This is a genomic window from Pseudomonas sp. S2_F07, assembly GCF_054668325.1.
Window position 1 is genome coordinate 717,663 of sequence record NZ_CP162758.1, and the last position, 17,574, is coordinate 735,236.

Sequence of the window (17,574 nt, forward strand, 5' to 3'; positions counted from 1 at the left end):
ACCCAGCTTTGCGCCAACTCCTTGGCTGGTCCACTGCGACCTCGCTACCCGAGCGAGCGTCAACAAAACGTTATTTTTTCGAAACATCTCATAACCGCTAATCAGTTGGTTCTGTTTTCTTGACGCTTCCCCGATATGCGGTCGCAACTTTTGCGCTCCGTTGGGTCATAAAGCCTTAGCTGTCGATTGAATATTGGCACTACCGAGGTTTTCGCCTGATACGGAGATAAACTCATGATTTTCAATGTACAAAATTTTGGCGCCAAAGGAGATGGCATCACTGACGACACGGCGGCGATACAAAATGCAATTAATGCGGCGGCCGCTGCAGGCGGGGGGCAGGTGTACATGCCGACCGGAACTTATATCGTTTCGGGAGGTGAGGAACCCTCCGACGGCTGCCTGATGCTCAAGAGCAACGTCTACCTGTACGGCGACGGCATGGGCGCAACCACCGTCAAGGTGGCTGACGGCTCCGACACCAAGATCACCGGAGTCATCCGCTCCGCCTACGGCGAGCAAACCCACGACTTTGGCGTGAGCAACCTCACCATCGACGGCAACCGTGACAACACCACGGGCAAGATCGACGGTTGGTTCAACGGCTACATTCCAGGCGAAGCGGGCTACGACTCCAACGTCACCCTCGACAGCGTCGAGATCAAGGATTGCTCCGGGTACGGTTTCGACCCCCACGAGCAGACCGTCAACATGGTCATCAAGAACAGCGTGTCCCACGGCAACGGCCTGGACGGTTTCGTTGCCGACTTCCTCAGCGACAGCACTTTCGAAAACAACGTCGCGTACGACAACGACCGGCACGGTTTCAACATCGTTACCAGCACCCACGACTTCACGCTCACCAATAACGTTGCCTACAACAACGGCGGCACTGGCATCGTGGTGCAGCGCGGCAGCGAGGACATCCCCTCCCCCAGCAACATCACCATCACCGGTGGCGAGGTGTACGGCAACGGCGCCGAAGGGGTGCTGATCAAGCTGTCCAGCGAGGTGACCGTCAGCGGCGTCGACATTCACGACAACGCCAGCGCCGGTGTGCGCATCTACGGCAGCAACCACGTCGAGATCATCGACAACACGCTCAACAACAATTCCCTGGGCAGCCCCGTCCCGGAGATCATCATCCAGTCCTACGACGACACCCTGGGCGTGTCCGGCAAGTACTTCAACGGCAGCGATAACACCATCCAGGGCAACCTCATCAGCGGCAGCGACCTGTCGACCTACGGCGTCGCGGAGCGCAATGAAGACGGCACTGATCGCAACGCCATTATTGGCAACACCATCAGTCACACCAGCAGCGGCGCCACGCTGATCTATGGCGACGGCAGCTACGTCAGCGCCACGGTGCCGATGACCATCGTGCAAGGTACGGCCGGCAACGACACCCTGCTGGGCAGCGCCGACAGCGAGATTTTCTACGGCGTTGCCGGCAACGACACCCTCAATGGCGGAGCCGGTGGCGATATTCTGGTGGGGGGTGCAGGCATCGACAAACTCACCGGCGGTACCGGCGCCGATACGTTCCGTTTCACCGCTCATTCCGACAGTTACCGCAACGCAACCACAAGCTTCGATGACACCATCACCGACTTCGACGTCACCCAGGACAAGATCGATCTCGCCGGCCTCGGCTTCACAGGACTGGGCAATGGCCGTGGCGGCACCCTGCAGGTCAGCTACAGCGCCAGCAGCGACCGCACCTACATCAAGGACTATGATGCCGATGCCAGCGGCAATCGCTTCGAACTGATTCTCTCGGGCAACCTCACCGGCACCCTGACCGCCAGCCACTTCATCTTCAATCGTGTGATCACCGGCACCGGCGCCAGCGACTCGCTGCTGGGCAGCGATTCGGCCGACACCCTGCTCGGCCTGGCGGGTAACGACAGCCTCAGTGGCGGCGCGGGCGACGACAGGCTCGACGGCGGCGCGGGTATGGACACCCTCACCGGAGGTGCCGGAGCGGACGTCTTTGTGTTCTCCAGTCGCCTGGACAGTTACCGCAACTACAACACCGGCGGTGCCAACCTTGGCGACCTGATCACCGATTTCGATATCACCGCCGACAAGATCGACCTCTCGGCCATGGGGTTCACCGGCCTGGGGGATGGCAAGAACAATACCGTGTACCTGGCACTCAACAGTACCGGTACCAAGACTTACATCAAGTCCCTGGCCGCCGACGCCGATGGCAACCGTTTCGAAGTGGCGCTGGACGGCAACTACCTCGACAAGCTGACCAGCGCCAACTTCGTCTTCGCCACGTCGGCACCGACCAACCAGGCACCGGTGCTGGCCAATCCGCTGCTGGATCAGAGCGCGACCGAAAACACCCCGTTCAGTTACGTGGTGCCAGCGACCAGCTTCACCGATCCGGACAATGACAGCCTCGGCTACACCGCCAAACTGGCCGATGGCAGCGCCCTGCCCGGCTGGCTGGTCTTCAATGCCGCCAACCTGACCTTCACCGGCACGCCGCCCAGCACCGCGTCCGGTAGTTACAACGTGCTGGTCAAGGCCACGGACCCGGCCGGAGCATCGGTCAGTGATAGCTTCACCCTTGTCGTGGCCGATGTACCCGCCAATACCATCACCGGCACCAACAACGCCGAAACCCTCAACGGCACGGCGGGTGCGGACCTGATCCTCGGCCTCGGTGGCAACGACACGATCAAGGCTGGCACCGGCGCGGACATCGTCGACGGTGGCGCCGGACGCGACTCGCTGTACGGCGGCGACGGTGCCGACACCTTCCGCTACAGCAACGTGCTCGACAGCTACCGTGACTACGACACCGGCGGTGTCTCGGCCACCGACACGATTTATGACTTCACCGCGGGCGTCGACAAGATCGATGTTTCAGGCCTGGGTATTATCGGCCTCGGCGATGGCAACAATGGCACGTTGTACATCACCCTCAACGCGGCCGGCGACAAGACCTACATCAAGTCCGCCGAAGCGGATGCCGATGGCAATCGTTTTGAAATCGCCCTCAACGGCAACTACATCAACACCCTGACCGCCAGCGACTTTGTGTTCGGCTTGAGCCCCCGGCAGGACATTCTCTACCTGCCCACCCTCGGCCAATCCAATGCGCGCCTGCTGCGCATGACCGAGGACGACGGTCAGTCCGGCACCTCGATGCTGGTCAACGACCTGGACCGCTACACCCCCTATGATGTGCGCAGCCAATTCACCGACGCCGATGGCAACGGCATCGACATCGCAGTGGGGGGCAGCACGGTCACCGGCCTGTCGACACTCAGCGCCGGGGAGCTCGAGTTGTGCTGGTGGCTGACCGACACCAACCAGCCCGGCGCGGCGTTATTGCGCGCCGTAACGCTGCTGCGAGGCCAGCTCAGCGAACTGCAATCGATCAATAACGTCACCATGGGCATCATTTGGGGCCAGGGCGAGGAAGCCGCCCAGGAGATCGGCCGCGCCACGGACAAAGCTGCAGCAGCAGCGGCGTACAAGGCCGCGACCCTGCAGGTGTTTGATTACCTGCATGCCCAGTTCGGCAACTTCAGCGTGTACTTGATGGAAACCGGTCACTACGACCAGGACGCGGCGCGGGCCCGTGGTTATTCAGAGGAAAAAATTGCCTCCATCGTCGAGGGGGCTGGTTATGTCCGCGCCGCCCAGGAAGCCATCGCCGCCGAGCGCGTCGACGTCAAGCTGGCGGTGGACTACACCGACCTCCCCTTGCGCCACGAAGTCGATCCGCTGACGTATCCCGACGACGTCTGGCACCTGCACGAGGAGTCGGCGGAGATCGTCGGCCAGCGTTTGGCCGACTACATTGCCGGTGACCTTGGCTTGCAGGGCAACCCCAACGACAACAACAGCGTGCAGGACATTTTCGACAACGCCCGGAACATGATTTCCGGTACCGACCAGGCCGATACCCTGGCGGGCAGTTCGGGCAACGACACACTGGATGGATCCCTTGGCGCCGACACCCTGACCGGTGGCAATGGCAACGATATCTATGTGGTCGACAACGCGTTGGACCGCGTGGTGGAAACCAGCACCTCGATCTCGCAGATCGATACGGTGCAGGCCTCGGTCAGCTGGACTCTGGGCGCCAATCTGGAAAACCTGGTGCTCAGCGGCGTGTCGGACATCAACGGCACCGGCAATGAACGGCACAACTTCATCACCGGCAATGCCGCCAATAACCTGCTCGACGGTGCCGCCGGAGCCGACAGCATGAGTGGCGGCGATGGCAACGACACCTACTATGTCGACAACGCCGATGACGCCGTGATCGAGACCAACAGCAATGCAGTGTCTGGAGGGAGCGACCGTGTGCACAGCGACTTGGCAGCCTATACCCTCGGCGACAACATCGAGCATCTGTATATCGATAGCACTGGCGCCGCCAATGGCACGGGCAACGCGCTGAACAACACGCTGTTCGCCGGAGCCGGTAACAACGTGCTGGACGGGCGCGATGGCACTGACACGGTGTCTTATGCGCGCGCTCTGTCCGGCGTTAACGTAAACCTCTCGACCTCGGCGCAACAAAACACCGCGGGCTCCGGGCTCGACACCTTGAAGTTCTGCGAAAACCTGACGGGAAGCGCCTACGCCGACAGTCTGTCGGGCAACAGCGCCGCGAACGTTCTGAACGGTGGTGCGGGCAACGATACGCTGGTGGGCGGTTCGGGCGATGACCGACTGATCGGCGGTGCAGGCACCGACAACCTCACCGGTGGCACTGGCGCGGATACCTTCGCGTTCAGTGCGCTGTCGGACATGGGCGTCGGGGCTTTGCGCGATGTGATCAACGGTTTCAAGAGCACCGAGGGTGATCATCTGGATTTCACCGGCCTGGACGCCAAGCCGTTGACCACCGCTGTCGACGCCTTCACCTTCATTGGCAGCAACGCTTTCGACCCGGCCAACGCCACCGGCCAACTACGCTTTGCCGATGGCGTTCTCCAGGGCAGTGTCAACGCCGACGCCACCCCGGAATTCGAAATCCAACTGGTGGGCGTCCAGGAGCTGCACGCCAGCGATTTCACAGGCTTGGGTTGAGCGCACACCCTGCGGGAGCGGGCTCGTCCTGATCGGTCAGTCAAGGGGGATACTGAACCTGTGGCGAGGGAGCTTGCTCGCGCGCCACACGGGGTCCATCTTGAACCTGGTTGCAACCCTGCGGCTCAAAGGTACCCGCGGATCATCAGCTTCCAAGAAAGACAAAGCCTGGCCAACCTCAAGTGCTGTGCACAGCCAAACAAGCGCCTGAACCGGATTTTTTCGTCTAACGTCATTGGATGCGTTTGCATGACCCACTTCCTCTGAAAAATGGAGTTCGACGATGAAAACAATCGCTTCCTGGCTGACGTTAGCGCTTTTTGGACTGGTGCTTGGCGGCTGTGCCGCGGTGGGTGCCGGGAGCGGAGGCGCTGGCGAGACGGAGATTCGCTCGGGGAAAATCGAGGAGATTACACAGACCCAGATGCAGACCAATCACGACAGCGGTGTCGGTGCCATATTGGGTGGTATCGGCGGTCTGGGCCTGGGCAGCCTGATCGGCGGGGGCACCGGCCGGGATGTGGCGATGGTCGCCGGTGCCCTCGCGGGCGCGGCAGGCGGCAACTACATCGAAAAGAAAAAATATGATCAGCCCGTGGACGCACAGCAGATCATCGTCCGCACCCAAAGCGGCGTACTGGTTCAGGTGACCCAGTCGATCAATCCGGTGCTGAGAAAAGGCATGAACGTGTATGTCGAGGGTGCCGGAAACGAAGCGCGGGTGGTGCCACAAAGCTAGCGGCAGCTACTGGACGTTGCGCAGCGGACAAGCTGCGCAACATCACCATGCCGAGCAAGTTCGGTTGACACTCAATGACTCATGCACAACCTCAGGCCAGTTGTTGGCTACCCATGGATCCATACCTCTGACACACTTAGACTTTGAGTCTTTCGCCCTCCTCGCCGATTGTTGAACGGGTTTCATGACTGAGCATGCCCAGTACCATCACGTCTCCGAAGTACCAGGCCTGGTGCTGGGGTCCGCACGTTTTGCGGATGTCGGTTTCGATCGTCATTACCACCTCGATTTGCACATTGGTTTTGTCACCGAGGGCATCCAGCGCCATCGATCCAAAGGCGAGTCGTTTCTTTTAGGACCAGGAGGTGTTGCCCTGATGCCGCCGGGTGAAATTCACGATGGCGTGTCCGAGGGCGGCGGCGCTTATACGCTCAAGACATTCCGCCTGTCCCAGGCGCTGGTCGCGAGCCTGGCCGAGGAAATCAGCGGTCATCCGAAAGAGCTTGAATTGGCCGGTGTATTGCTCGAAGACCCGGGGCTTGAAGGCAACCTGCGCGGCTTGCACGAAGCGATGCAGCAGTGCGTTGGCCCCGGCAGCCTCGCGGTGCAGACGCAATGGTTCACCCTGCTGGAACAGTTGTTGAGCCAGTCACGGGCGATCAAGCCCGAAACGATTACCGGCACCCTGTCGCCTCTGCAATGGTCTCGCGTCAGGGACTATTGTTTCAGTCACATCGATCAGCGAATCACCCTTGATGATCTCGCAGGCCTGTGCGGATTGGGCCGTTTCCCGTTTCTCAAGCAGTTCAAGCGCACGGTCGGCATGACGCCCCACGCGTGGCTGCTTCGCCTGCGTCTCGAACGGGCCTGTGGTCTGCTCTCTCGCAGCGCGCAACCCATCGTCGAGGTCGCCCACGCCGTCGGCTTCTACGATCAAAGCCATTTCAACCGCGCCTTTCGGCAGGCATTCGGCGTCGCGCCATCGCGCTACAGGACTTAGGCCTTCAGCTGTCAATTTTTTACAAGCGCAACAACCTTCCCTCTCCATAGGATGCGCCAATCCGGGCGAAACACCTTCGCCTGCGCAGCCGAGAACTGGATGATGAACGGTGAAACAAACAGACCGCCCGCGCTGGGTTTTTCAAGTGACAACATCGCCGGTGCTTCGCCGGAGGTGGTACAAGCCCTGGTCAAACACAGCACGAGCCAGGCGAGTCCCTATGGTACCGACGAGTTGACGGCGCAGGTCCAGCGCAAGTTCTGCGAAATCTTCGAACGCAACGTGGAGGTCTTTCTCGTGCCCACCGGCACCGCCGCCAACGCGCTTTGCCTGAGCGCGATGACGCCACCCTGGGGCAACATCTACTGCCATCCGGCCAGCCATATCAACAACGATGAATGCGGCGCGCCGGAGTTCTTTTCCAACGGCGCGAAGCTGGTGACCGTCGACGGCCCGGCGGCCAAGCTGGATATCGTCCGACTGCGCGAGCGCACCCGCGACAAAGTCGGCGACGTGCACACGACCCAGCCCGCTTGCGTCAGCATCACCCAGGCCACCGAAGTCGGCAGCCTCTACACCCTGGACGAAATCGCAGCCATTGGTGACGTCTGCAAGTCCTCTTCCCTGGGATTGCATATGGATGGGTCGCGCTTTGCCAACGCCCTGGTGTCGCTTGGCTGCTCCCCGGCCGAGATGACGTGGAAGGCCGGCGTGGATGCCCTGTCGTTCGGTGCCACCAAGAACGGCGCGCTGGCGGCGGAAGCCATCGTGCTGTTCAACACCTCCCTCGCCACCGAGATGAGTTACCGGCGTAAGCGCGCAGGCCATCTCTCTTCCAAGATGCGTTTTCTGTCGGCGCAGATCGATGCGTACCTGACCGACGATCTCTGGCTGCACAACGCACGCAAGGCCAACGCTGCCGCCCAGCGCCTGGCCCAGGGACTTGCTGGCCTGAGCGGGGTTGAGGTGCTCGGCGGCACCGAGGCGAACATCCTGTTCTGTCGGCTGGACTCGGCAATGATCGATGCCCTGCTAAAGGCCGGGTTCGGGTTCTACCATGATCGCTGGGGACCGAATGTCGTTCGCTTCGTCACCTCGTTCGCCACCACCGCCGAGGATGTCGACCATCTGTTGAACCAGGTGAGGCGTGCTGTAGATCGGGATCGCGAGTAACACTCGTCACCCAACACAGGGATTTGATGGTGTGCCGAGGCCGTTGCGTAGACTTCGGCGCCCAGGTACTTGGCAATCTGCACGGCCATGCTGCCCACGCCACCGGCCGCGGCATGGATCAACACTTTCTGGCGACGTTGCACGCCAGCGTGCTCGGTCAGCGCCTGCCAGGCCGTCAGGGCCGTTGCCGGGACAGCGCCGGCCTGCAAGACACTGATCGATTTTGGATTGAGCGCCAGTTTGGAAACCTGGGCAACGGCTTTGGTCGCGTAACCGCCGACGATGTCGATGAAGCCGAAACATTTGCGCTGCGAGGGCGCGGGCCCTGCGCAGCGCGGACGTATCAACGACGGCGAGCGTCGAGGCTGAAGCGACCTGCACCGAAGGCCACGACCTGCAACAGGCCACCGGCCATGGCGATGTTCTTGAAGAAGTGGATGAACTGGTTCTGATCGCCCAGTGCGTTATGGAACGCCAGCGCGGTAAACACGCTGAACACGGCCAGTACGGCGGCGACGGTACGGGTACGGTAACCGGCGATCAGTGCCAGGCCACCGCCGATCTCCGCAATGATCGCCACCGCCAGTGCCAATTGTGGAAACGGAAGGCCGACCGAACCGATGTAGCCGACCATCATTGCCGGAGCGGCGAGTTTCGAAAAACCGGAAAGGATGAAGATTACGCTGAGCAGTACGCGGCCGATCAACGAAGCTGAGGCTTGGGCCACATCAGAACGGCTCTGTTCAGAAGTGGTTGTTTGAGCGATGTTTGCAGAAGTCGTCATGGGGCAATTCCTTCGGTTGGGTGCGATTCGACTTGAACCGCCCGGGTGAAGAAATGTTGCCCTGCATCAGCTAACCTGAATAGCTGACTAATTTAGATCATTAGATTCTATAAATTAGAAAAGCCAGCCCACATATCCGGTAAAGGAGTTAAATCGTGCAATTTGCTCAGGGACATCTGGTTCGAGGAAACAGGCATGATCTCTGACCCGGGAACACCGACACTGGACCAACTGCGGGTGTTCCTGACGGTCGTGGAAGTCGGCAGTTTTGCGGCGGCCGCCAGAAAACTGCATCGCGCCACGTCGGTCGTCAGCTACTCGATCGCCAATCTTGAAATGCAGCTCGGGGTGTCGTTGTTCGATCGCCAGACGACCCGCAAACCCCAGCTCACCGATGCCGGCCGCACGGTGTTGGCCGAAGCCAGGACCATCGCCAACGGTGTTCATGGATTACGCGCCAAAGTGAAGGGCCTGCTCCAGGGGCTTGAAGCCGAAGTGCACGTGGTGCTCGATGTCATGCTGCCCCCCGAGCGCGTGGTGGACGCACTCAAATCCTTTCGCGAAGAGTTCCCGACGGTTGCCCTGCACTTGCACATGGAAGCCCTCGGCGCCGTCACTGAGCTGGTGATCAACCGAGGTGCGATCATCGGCGTCAGCGGCCCCATGAACGAGGGCATCGACGGCATCGAAAGAATAGGCGTCGGCAGTGTCGAGTTGATTCCCGTGGCGGCGCCGAATCATCCGCTGGCTTCAAGCGACGCGAACGTTCCGGGCGCCGGGCGAGAGCACACACAACTGGTGCTGTCCGATCGTTCGGTCCTGACCAGGGGCAAGGATTTCGCGGTGCTCAGTAACCGCACCTGGCGCCTGGCGGACCTGGGCGCCAAACACATGTTGCTGCGTGAGGGCATCGGCTGGGGGAACATGCCCGCGCCAATGGTCCGGGAAGATCTGGAAAGCGGCCGACTCGTGCAACTGAACATACCGGAATACAAAAGCGGGATTTACGCCTTCGACATCATTTACCGCACGGATCTGCCGCCGGGGCCGGCGGCGAGGTGGTTGATCGACCGCTTCGTTCAACAATGCCCGGTGCAGGAGACATCCCCTTGATGTCTGGAACCACAGTGCCGCTCGAGCCGCCCACAATGAAACCACGATTGGTGGCGCTGCTCGACTGATTCGCCTTCAACCGTTCGATTCAAGACTCGTCGGCAACCACCCTCACTCGGTGGCAGTCGGACGGTCCAAGTTTCTGACCGCTCGCGGAGCGTACTTCAATCGGCATCAGGGACTGGCCGAACTCATTGTCCAGCAATACCGAGCGCGTTTCTTCCCGCGCGAACATAAACCGTTCGCCCCACTGCCTCATACTGACCACCACCGGAAAGATCTCCCGTCCTTTCTCCGTAAGGACGTATTCCTTGTAGGCACTGCCATCCGACGCAGGCTGAACGTCGAACACACCGGCCTCAACCAACGTCTTCAGGCGCGATGCCAGAATGTTCTTGGCCACCCCCAGGCTTTTTTGAAATTCGCTGAATCGGCGAATGCCGTCGAACGCGTCGCGAATGATCAGCAGCGACCAACGATCCCCAATGGCTTCCAGTGTTCGTGCTACCGGGCATTCGCTGCCTTGCGGTGAAGGGTCTGCGACCATGGTGTTTACCTTTTTGGATAAGGACGGCCAGTTCAGTCGTCTGGTCTTGAGCAATGTGGTTGCAATATGAAACCTGATTCGATAACAATTGAATCAAGTTGCTAATTGAAACCAGTTTAGCGCCACGGAGGCTCACATGAAAGCAGGTACCGATTCAGCCACCCATCCTTTCGCCGCGCAGGCTTCGGGGCTTTCTGCGCAACTCACGTTTGTGTTTTCTGTCACCTGCGCGCTCGCCGTCGCCAACGTCTACTTCGCACAACCCTTGCTCGATTCAATGGCCCGGAGCCTGGATGTGGCCCCCTCAATGATCGGGTTTGTGGTGACGGCGACTCAAGTCGGTTACGCGCTGGGGTTACTGTTCATCGTCCCTTTGGGCGACTTGTTGAACCGTAAAGGGCTGATTCTGACGCAAATGCTGCTGTCTGCGATTGCACTGGCGGGAGTCGGCGCCGCACAGCAATGGCTGACCCTGTTGGGGGCCATGATCGCCGTGGGTTTGCTGGCAGTGATGGTTCAAGTGCTGGTGGCCTGCACCGCCGCGCTGGCAACGCCGGCACAACGTGGCCAGGCCGTGGGGACCGTGACCAGTGGCATTGTCCTGGGCATTCTTCTGGCGCGGTTCACCTCCGGGCTGATCGCCGATCTGGCAGGCTGGCGCGCCGTGTATTTCGTTTCCTCGGGATTGATGCTGACCCTTGCGGCGGTGTTCTGGAAAGTCTTGCCTCGCGCAGCAACGCCACGCAGTCGATACACTTACCCGGCACTCATCCGCTCGCTCTTCACGCTGTTCATGACCGAACCGGTGTTGCGAATCAGGGGGCTGTTGGCCTTGCTGATCTTTGCCGCGTTTTCCGTACTATGGACATCCATGGTGCTGCCGTTGAGCGCCCCTCCGTTGTCGCTATCACACACGGTCATCGGCCTGTTTGGCCTGGCGGGCGTCGCCGGTGCCCTGGCTGCCAGAAGATCCGGACGCTGGGCCGACCAGGGTCTGGGGCAACGGGTCACCGGCATTTCGCTGGTGATACTGACGCTGTCCTGGCTACCCATCGCCTTTGCGCAGTCTTCGCTGATCGCGCTGGTTTGCGGGGTGATTCTGCTCGACTTCGCGGTGCAAGCCGTACACGTCACCAACCAGAGCCTGATTTTCGCGACACGGCCCGACGCCCAAAGTCGCATGGTCGGCGCCTACATGTGCTTTTACTCGGTGGGCAGCGCACTGGGTGCTGCTGCCGCGACGCAGGTGTATGCGCTATGGGGCTGGACTGCCGTCTGCCTGCTGGGAGCCTCGATCAGTGCGACGGCCCTGATCTTGAGTACGCTGCCCTTCAGTAAACCCCCGCCCGCACCGAGCGCCTGACCTCAGCCTGTATGGCATAAGCCGGCGCCTCTACCGCATTGAAATCCTGCGTATACCGCTGGGCAAATCCCGACACCCCCCAATCCTGATACTGCTGCACATGTTTGAGTTCGTGAGCCCAGAGCTCGATGTCCTGTTCTGCGGATTGAGCGTCCCGGAACAGGATGATATCGATCAGCGTCACGGCACCGACATCGGGGTTTTGCAGCATGGCAGTGGCGGCGTTGAATTGGCCGTTGTCGCTTATTCTGTAGCGCGCGGTATCGAGGACGCCGGGCTCGTACCAATGCAGCAACTGCTCGCGGATGCGCGGTGGAATGGCTTGGGTGCCGGCGTTCGCAGCTTCAGCACGGGCCTGGGTCAGCCACAATGCCAGGGCAGGCGCCGCGATCTGGTAGATGCCATCAGGCACCACGTCTGGCAGGCAAATGCAGCCATCCAGGCACACTTGTTTCTCGCCAGCCGGGCAGGCATTGGTCTGGGCTGTCACATCAAGCGCCAGGCAAAGAATCAGCAGCGCCCCCAGGCGCGTGATGATGGGCGGCATTGGACTCTCCAGGTAGCGGACAGTGGTGACCTCTAGCGACCGAGCAGTGGACTGGCCAAGAGCGCCTTCAAGCTCATCGGCTTGGCAAAATGATAACCCTGGGCCTGCCCTGCCCCCATTTCACGCAGCAACTCCAGCGTCGCTTGATCTTCGACACCTTCGGCCACCACGCTCAGGTCCAGCGATTCGGCCATCCGCACAATGGCCCGGACAATCGCACGACTGCGGGGGCTGGTGGTCAGTTCGAAGATGAACGACTTGTCGATTTTCAAGCCGCTGAAACGGTATTGATGCACATAGCTCAGGGATGAAAACCCTGCACCGAAGTCATCGAGCACCACTGACATGCCGTTGTCGGCCAGTTGTTGCATGGTCTGTCGGGCAATCGCCGGTTCGGCGACCAGTGCCCCTTCGGTCAACTCCAGGCAGATTCGCGATGGCGAAACCCGGTGCTGCGCCAACAGTGCAAGCACCTCACCGGCGAATTCGGGGCGAGTCATGCTGTAGCTGGAGCAATTGACGTGCACCGGCGGCCAGTCGGCGTGTTCGGGCTGTGCGAGGATCGCGGCAATGCTGGCGAGCATGTACAGGTCCAGTCGACCGATCAGGCGCAACCCCTCGACATCCGGCAGGAACTCGCCCGGTGCGATCACCCGGCCGCCCGGCTGGTGCCAGCGGATCAGCGCTTCAAGGGCCAAGAGTTCACCGGTTTCGATGCTGACGATCGGCTGGAAATACGGCAGCAGTTCGTCGGTGCGTTTGAGCGCGTTGCGCAAGGCGCCTTCTCGCTCTACCTGGTCCGAGACTTCACGGCGCACTTCCTGGTTGAACACGGCGTAGCTGTCGCGCCCGGCACTCTTGACCCGGTACATCGCCGCATCGGCATCGCGCAGCAAGTCGGCGGGCTCGTGATGGAACTGACTGTCGGCGCTGACGATACCGATACTGCAGGACGAAAAAACTTCATGGCCATTGATGAAAAACGGCAGGTCGAATGCCACCAGGATCCGTTCGGCGATTTCAATCACCACCTCCAGCGATGCCTCGGGAGCCATCACCGAAAACTCGTCGCCCCCCAGGCGCGCCAGCATGTCGGTGTCGCGCAGGCAACCGCGTAAGCGGTGGGCGGCCTGCATCAACAGCAGATCACCAAAATGGTGGCCGAGGCTGTCGTTGACCATCTTGAAGCGGTCGAGGTCGATGAACATCACCGCCAGGTGCCCGCCTTCGCTGCCGAACCGTGACCAGGCCAGGTTGAGGCGCTGCTGCAGATAGGTGCGATTGGGTAGCCCGGTCAGCGCATCGTGGGAGTTTTCGTGCTGTAACTTGGCATTGGCGTGATCGAGTTCGCGGGTGCGGCTCTGCACCCTGGCTTCGAGCTTGAGGTTGGCGGCATGAATCGCTTCGGCGGCCGTGCGTCGCGACAACGCTGTGTCGATGTGCCGCGACACGAAGGTCAGCAGCTCCTGGTCGCGCAGGGTATAGCGCACCTGCGAGGTATAGCTTTGCACCGCCAGCACACCACGCACCACGTCGCCTTCGAACAAGGGGATGCCCAGCCAGGAGAAGGAGCGCACGGACTCATGGGCAATTTCGATTTCACCCTGCGCGGACAATCGTTCTGCCTCGCCGACATCTATCAGGCACGGGCGGCGCTGACGGATGACGTACTCGGTCAAGCCCCGGCGGCCTCGGCGTGCCGCCGGGCAAGTGGTCTGGCGTTCATCCACGTAATAGGGAAACGTCACTTCGCCGGTCCCGTCGTCAAACAGGGCAATGTAGAAGTTCTGCGCGAACAGCAGATCACCGACGATGCCATGCAGGGTCTGGAACAACTCGGCCATGTCACCCGGCTGGCTCGACAGTTCTGCAATCTGGAACAGCGCGCCTTGCAGATGTTCGGCACGCTCCCGGTCTGTGACTTCCTGGCGCAATGCGTCATTGACTGCCGAAAGCTCCAGGGTGCGACGTAACACCGTTTCTTCCAGGTCCTCCCGGTGCAGAATCCGGTCCAGCGCCATGGCCACGTGGCGTGCGACCACCAGGAACAGCGCGCGGTCTTCGGCGCTGTAGATGCGAGAAACGTCGTAGACCTGCATCGCCAGCATGCCAAACACCTCGTCCGAGGCATTTTTCAACGGCGCGCCCATCCAGAACTCGGGACGATCACCCACGCAGTGGAAACGGTTCTCGGCCTGGGCCGCAAGAATCCCGGCGGCATCGATCAGCAACGGCTGGCCCGTGGTCAACACCTGGCCGGTCAGCGACAGGCGCGAAGGGTCAAGGTATTCGTAGTTTTCGGATTCCAGGGCATCAACGTCGATGATGTCGACGTAATACGGGTAGTCGATCTTGCCAGTGTGCGGGTTATACAAGGCGAGATAGAAGTTCTCGGCGTCGATCAGGCTGGCCAGCAGCCGGTGAGCCCCCACCAGGAACTCTGAGCGGTCACGGGTCGAACTGGCCAGGTAGGTAATTTCATACAGCACACGCTGAGTGATCTGCGCACGGGCCAGGGTATTGGTCTGCAGCTCGATGCCCAGGCGCAGGGCAAGTTCAGCAAATGCCGGTTGCGTCGCATCGTCGACGGGTGCGAGCAGCCAACCCAGCTCACTTTCGCCCCTGCCGGTGGGCCAGCGGTGCAGGTTCGAAGCCAGGCAAAAGGCTTCGAACTCGTCATTCGCAACACTCGAAGGCCACGGTACCCGTGGGTCGCCCTGGCCAACCCGAAGCATCTGTTCACCGGCACGGTAAAACACCCACGCGGTGGTATGGTCCCAGTTGCGCGCCGAATCCAGCAGTTGTTCGATCCTGTCGTCGTTGCCGGCGCAAGCCATACCGACAGTATCCGGGTTCCCTGGAGGGTGAAATGCGGCAACTGCGTCATTGCTCGATTGCCGCGGGGGGCCGGTCAACGTACAAAAACTCATCAGCGCTCCCTGAGCCAAAACTGCTGAAACTCACTGGCTGATTGCATTCAATGTGCCATTTGACTTTCCGTTTAAAGCTTATGGCGGTTTTTTTCAATGAATTTGTTCAATTTAGTGCCAGGTCTGAGACGGGCTGCAAATTATTCGCTGTGTTGTCCAAACCTGGCGTCTATCACTCGAAGCTAACGTATCAGTCGTCGTTGTCATCGCGATCACGGTAGCGACGGTGATCGCGATCATAGTCACCACGATCATAGTCACGGTAATAACCCCGATCATCGTCCCCTCTGTGGTCGTAACCCCGTCGATGGTCATGATCGTGATACCGCCCGTACCGTTCTCCGTCATCCCAATGCGGGCCGCAGCCTCCCAACAAGACGGCGCTGGAAATGGCCACGATCAAGATTACTGCGCGATTCATAAAAAACGTCCTAAACGTCGGAGATATGGAAGGGTCATGGCTGCTCGAGTCTTTCATCCGGGCAGTGTTCAGCCGTAACTATGACCATTCGGTAACCCGATGATTCCGCTGAAAAATACAAACAACTGATGGCCACTCTCCCCATCGAATGCCCGCCGGGACAGCCCGGGCCTGTCATCAATAGCCAAGGGGTTGTCGTCGAATGAAAAGTGCCCCTGATACGGGAGCTATTTAATGGCAGTACTGAAAAGGTCTTTGGCGATGAGTCGACGTGAGCGTCTGCTGCGCCTGAGTCACGAGTTGCCTGGTACGCCAGGCAGGAGAATAACAATATGAAATTCGTGAAAAGTCTTCTGGCTGCTGTACCCCTCATGGCGCTGGCCATCGATGCCCAAGCCTATGTGTCGAGCCAGGAAGCCGCCCGGCTGGGTACCAGCCTGACGTGGGTGGGAGCCGAAAAGGCCGGTAATGCCGACGGTTCCATTCCGCCCTACAACGGTGGCCTGACCACCGCCCCCTCCAGCTTCAAGGCCGGCGACAGCATGCGCCCGGACCCCTTTGCGGGCGAAAAACCGCTGCTGGTGATCAACGGCAAGAACGTCGACGCGCACAAAGGCATGCTGACCGCCACCACAGTGGCCTTGGCCAAGCGCTATCCCGACTTTCGCATTGACGTCTATCCGACCCACCGCACGGCATCGCTGCCACAGGCGATCCTGGACAACAGCCGCAAGAATGCCACCAACGCCAGGTCTCTCAATGGCGGGATCGCCATCGACAATGTGATGCCCGGAGTGCCGTTCCCGATCCCGCAATCCGGCGCCGAAGCAATGTGGAATTTCCTGCTGCGCTACCAGGGCGTCAACATCCATTCCAAGTACGACTCCTGGAGCGTCGACACGGCGGGCGTACCGAGCCTGGCGGTGACCGGCGAGGCATTCATCTCCTTCCCGATCTACGAGAACCTGTCGAAGCCGTTCAACAGCTCCGACATCTACTATCAGTTGAAACTGTCCTATACCGGACCTGCCCGCCGGGCCGGCGAGTCGATCATGCTCAAGAACGCGACCAACCCGGCGCAGTTCCCTGGCCGCGCCTGGCAGTACATGCCTGCCCAGCGCCGGGTCAAACAGATTTCGATCCTGGCCTACGACACCCCCAACCCCGGTACCGCCCGCGCGCTCGAGTTGTACGACTGGACGCTGGTGGGCAAGCAGGAAATGATCGTGCCCTACAACACCTACAAACTCACCTACGCTCGCACTGCCAAGTCGCTGACCACGCCCAACTTCATTGCCCCGGACTTCGTACGCTGGGAAAAGCACCGGGTCTACGTCGTGGAAGGCAACCTCAAGCCTGGGGCCAAGCACATCTACCAGAAACGCCGCTTCTACCTCGATGAAGACACCTGGGCCGCGGTGGCCTCCGATCAGTACGACACCAGTGGCCAGCTATACCGCGGTTCCTTCGCGTTCTTCAGCCAGAGCTACGACCAGCAGGTACCGGACGCCACTCCTTTCATGACTTACGACCTGTCGAAAGGCACCTATAACATCAATGGCGTGGTGGGCCCGCATGGCGGGATCCGCTACATCGAGCCGCTATCGACGGCGCAGTGGGTACCAGAGTCCATGGCGGGTGCCGGTATCCGCTAGGTCCGTGGCGAAACAACGCACACTCATGCAGGAGCGATGAATGACAAAGCCCCCAGGTTCAGAAGAACCGGGGGCTTGAGATTTCGGGTGAGTGTTTTTTGTGAAAGGCCCCTGACGTTGCCGACTCAAATGACCGGCTGCCTGACACCTTTCGAGACGGCAGAAATTGTCCCGAAGTGATCGGTCAAATGTAGCAAGGCAGTCTGGTCATTCAAAGCCGCGAAGCGTCTTCGAC

General features: G+C 60.4%; 12 protein-coding genes and 1 pseudogene. 7 read left to right on the plus strand and 6 right to left on the minus strand.

Annotated features, from left to right (window positions below; translation table 11 throughout):
* Positions 1 to 234 precede the first annotated feature (234 nt).
* The 4 genes from AB4O40_RS03145 to AB4O40_RS03160 all read left to right on the plus strand — a co-directional run bounded on the left by AB4O40_RS03145 (position 235) and on the right by AB4O40_RS03160 (position 7,979).
* Positions 235 to 5,067 (plus strand): M10 family metallopeptidase C-terminal domain-containing protein, encoded by a 4,833-nt coding sequence (locus AB4O40_RS03145; RefSeq protein ID WP_460056146.1) that lies wholly within the window; start codon positions 235 to 237, stop codon positions 5,065 to 5,067.
* Between the two features lie 283 nt (positions 5,068 to 5,350).
* Complete coding sequence (locus tag AB4O40_RS03150) at positions 5,351 to 5,806, plus strand: glycine zipper 2TM domain-containing protein (protein WP_056724912.1); 456 nt, start codon at positions 5,351 to 5,353, stop codon at positions 5,804 to 5,806.
* 184 nt (positions 5,807 to 5,990) lie between these two features.
* Complete coding sequence (locus AB4O40_RS03155; protein ID WP_056724914.1) at positions 5,991 to 6,806, plus strand: AraC family transcriptional regulator; 816 nt, start codon at positions 5,991 to 5,993, stop codon at positions 6,804 to 6,806.
* A 102-nt stretch (positions 6,807 to 6,908) separates the two neighbouring features.
* On the plus strand, positions 6,909 to 7,979 hold the full coding sequence (locus AB4O40_RS03160) for a threonine aldolase family protein (RefSeq protein WP_460056142.1): 1,071 nt from the start codon (positions 6,909 to 6,911) through the stop codon (positions 7,977 to 7,979).
* A 26-nt stretch (positions 7,980 to 8,005) separates the two neighbouring features.
* On the opposite strand, the pseudogene AB4O40_RS03165 reads toward AB4O40_RS03160, so the two are convergent.
* Together AB4O40_RS03165 and AB4O40_RS03170 are read right to left on the minus strand one after the other, a co-directional pair.
* Positions 8,006 to 8,278, minus strand: a pseudogene (locus AB4O40_RS03165) (NADP-dependent oxidoreductase); the annotation flags it as partial.
* Positions 8,279 to 8,322: 44 nt separating this feature from the next.
* Positions 8,323 to 8,763, minus strand: a complete 441-nt coding sequence (locus AB4O40_RS03170; protein ID WP_056724918.1) for a DoxX family protein — start codon at positions 8,761 to 8,763, stop codon at positions 8,323 to 8,325.
* A gap of 195 nt (positions 8,764 to 8,958) precedes the next feature.
* Here AB4O40_RS03170 and AB4O40_RS03175 point away from each other — a divergent pair, with 195 nt between their 5' ends.
* Positions 8,959 to 9,876, plus strand: a complete 918-nt coding sequence (locus AB4O40_RS03175; RefSeq protein ID WP_056724920.1) for a LysR family transcriptional regulator — start codon at positions 8,959 to 8,961, stop codon at positions 9,874 to 9,876.
* An 88-nt stretch (positions 9,877 to 9,964) separates the two neighbouring features.
* Here the strand turns inward: AB4O40_RS03175 and AB4O40_RS03180 are convergent, their stop codons facing one another.
* Positions 9,965 to 10,423 carry a winged helix-turn-helix transcriptional regulator gene (locus AB4O40_RS03180; protein ID WP_223541183.1) on the minus strand — a complete coding sequence of 153 codons (459 nt, stop codon included), beginning with the start codon at positions 10,421 to 10,423 and terminating at the stop codon, positions 9,965 to 9,967.
* 136 nt (positions 10,424 to 10,559) lie between these two features.
* Here AB4O40_RS03180 and AB4O40_RS03185 point away from each other — a divergent pair, with 136 nt between their 5' ends.
* A complete protein-coding gene (locus tag AB4O40_RS03185) occupies positions 10,560 to 11,786 on the plus strand; it encodes an MFS transporter (RefSeq protein WP_460056137.1) in 1,227 nt (408 codons plus the stop codon).
* Here AB4O40_RS03185 and AB4O40_RS03190 read toward each other — a convergent pair.
* The 3 genes from AB4O40_RS03190 to AB4O40_RS03200 all read right to left on the minus strand — a co-directional run bounded on the left by AB4O40_RS03190 (position 11,755) and on the right by AB4O40_RS03200 (position 15,684).
* Positions 11,755 to 12,333, minus strand: a complete 579-nt coding sequence (locus AB4O40_RS03190; protein WP_223541181.1) for an eCIS core domain-containing protein — start codon at positions 12,331 to 12,333, stop codon at positions 11,755 to 11,757. The genes AB4O40_RS03185 and AB4O40_RS03190 overlap by 32 nt on opposite strands.
* 32 nt (positions 12,334 to 12,365) lie before the next feature.
* Entirely contained in the window at positions 12,366 to 15,263 is a 2,898-nt protein-coding gene (locus tag AB4O40_RS03195; RefSeq protein ID WP_460056134.1) for a sensor domain-containing phosphodiesterase, read from the minus strand.
* 190 nt (positions 15,264 to 15,453) lie between these two features.
* A complete protein-coding gene (locus tag AB4O40_RS03200) occupies positions 15,454 to 15,684 on the minus strand; it encodes a hypothetical protein (protein WP_082562964.1) in 231 nt (76 codons plus the stop codon).
* Positions 15,685 to 16,016: 332 nt separating this feature from the next.
* Here AB4O40_RS03200 and AB4O40_RS03205 point away from each other — a divergent pair, with 332 nt between their 5' ends.
* Positions 16,017 to 17,339, plus strand: coding sequence for a DUF1329 domain-containing protein (locus AB4O40_RS03205; protein ID WP_223541179.1), 1,323 nt, complete (start codon positions 16,017 to 16,019; stop codon positions 17,337 to 17,339).
* Positions 17,340 to 17,574 lie beyond the last annotated feature (235 nt).

Bases quoted from the DNA above. Each gene is read 5' to 3' on its own strand.
- AB4O40_RS03185 (WP_460056137.1), top strand. From the start codon at position 10,560: ATGAAAGCAGGTACCGATTCAGCCACCCATCCTTTCGCCGCGCAGGCT.
- AB4O40_RS03190 (WP_223541181.1), bottom strand. From the start codon at position 12,333: ATGCCGCCCATCATCACGCGCCTGGGGGCGCTGCTGATTCTTTGCCTG.
- AB4O40_RS03200 (WP_082562964.1), bottom strand. From the start codon at position 15,684: ATGAATCGCGCAGTAATCTTGATCGTGGCCATTTCCAGCGCCGTCTTG.
- AB4O40_RS03150 (WP_056724912.1), top strand. From the start codon at position 5,351: ATGAAAACAATCGCTTCCTGGCTGACGTTAGCGCTTTTTGGACTGGTG.
- AB4O40_RS03205 (WP_223541179.1), top strand. From the start codon at position 16,017: ATGAAATTCGTGAAAAGTCTTCTGGCTGCTGTACCCCTCATGGCGCTG.
- AB4O40_RS03155 (WP_056724914.1), top strand. From the start codon at position 5,991: ATGACTGAGCATGCCCAGTACCATCACGTCTCCGAAGTACCAGGCCTG.
- AB4O40_RS03180 (WP_223541183.1), bottom strand. From the start codon at position 10,423: ATGGTCGCAGACCCTTCACCGCAAGGCAGCGAATGCCCGGTAGCACGA.
- AB4O40_RS03195 (WP_460056134.1), bottom strand. From the start codon at position 15,263: ATGAGTTTTTGTACGTTGACCGGCCCCCCGCGGCAATCGAGCAATGAC.
- AB4O40_RS03175 (WP_056724920.1), top strand. From the start codon at position 8,959: ATGATCTCTGACCCGGGAACACCGACACTGGACCAACTGCGGGTGTTC.
- AB4O40_RS03170 (WP_056724918.1), bottom strand. From the start codon at position 8,763: ATGACGACTTCTGCAAACATCGCTCAAACAACCACTTCTGAACAGAGC.
- AB4O40_RS03145 (WP_460056146.1), top strand. From the start codon at position 235: ATGATTTTCAATGTACAAAATTTTGGCGCCAAAGGAGATGGCATCACT.
- AB4O40_RS03160 (WP_460056142.1), top strand. From the start codon at position 6,909: ATGAACGGTGAAACAAACAGACCGCCCGCGCTGGGTTTTTCAAGTGAC.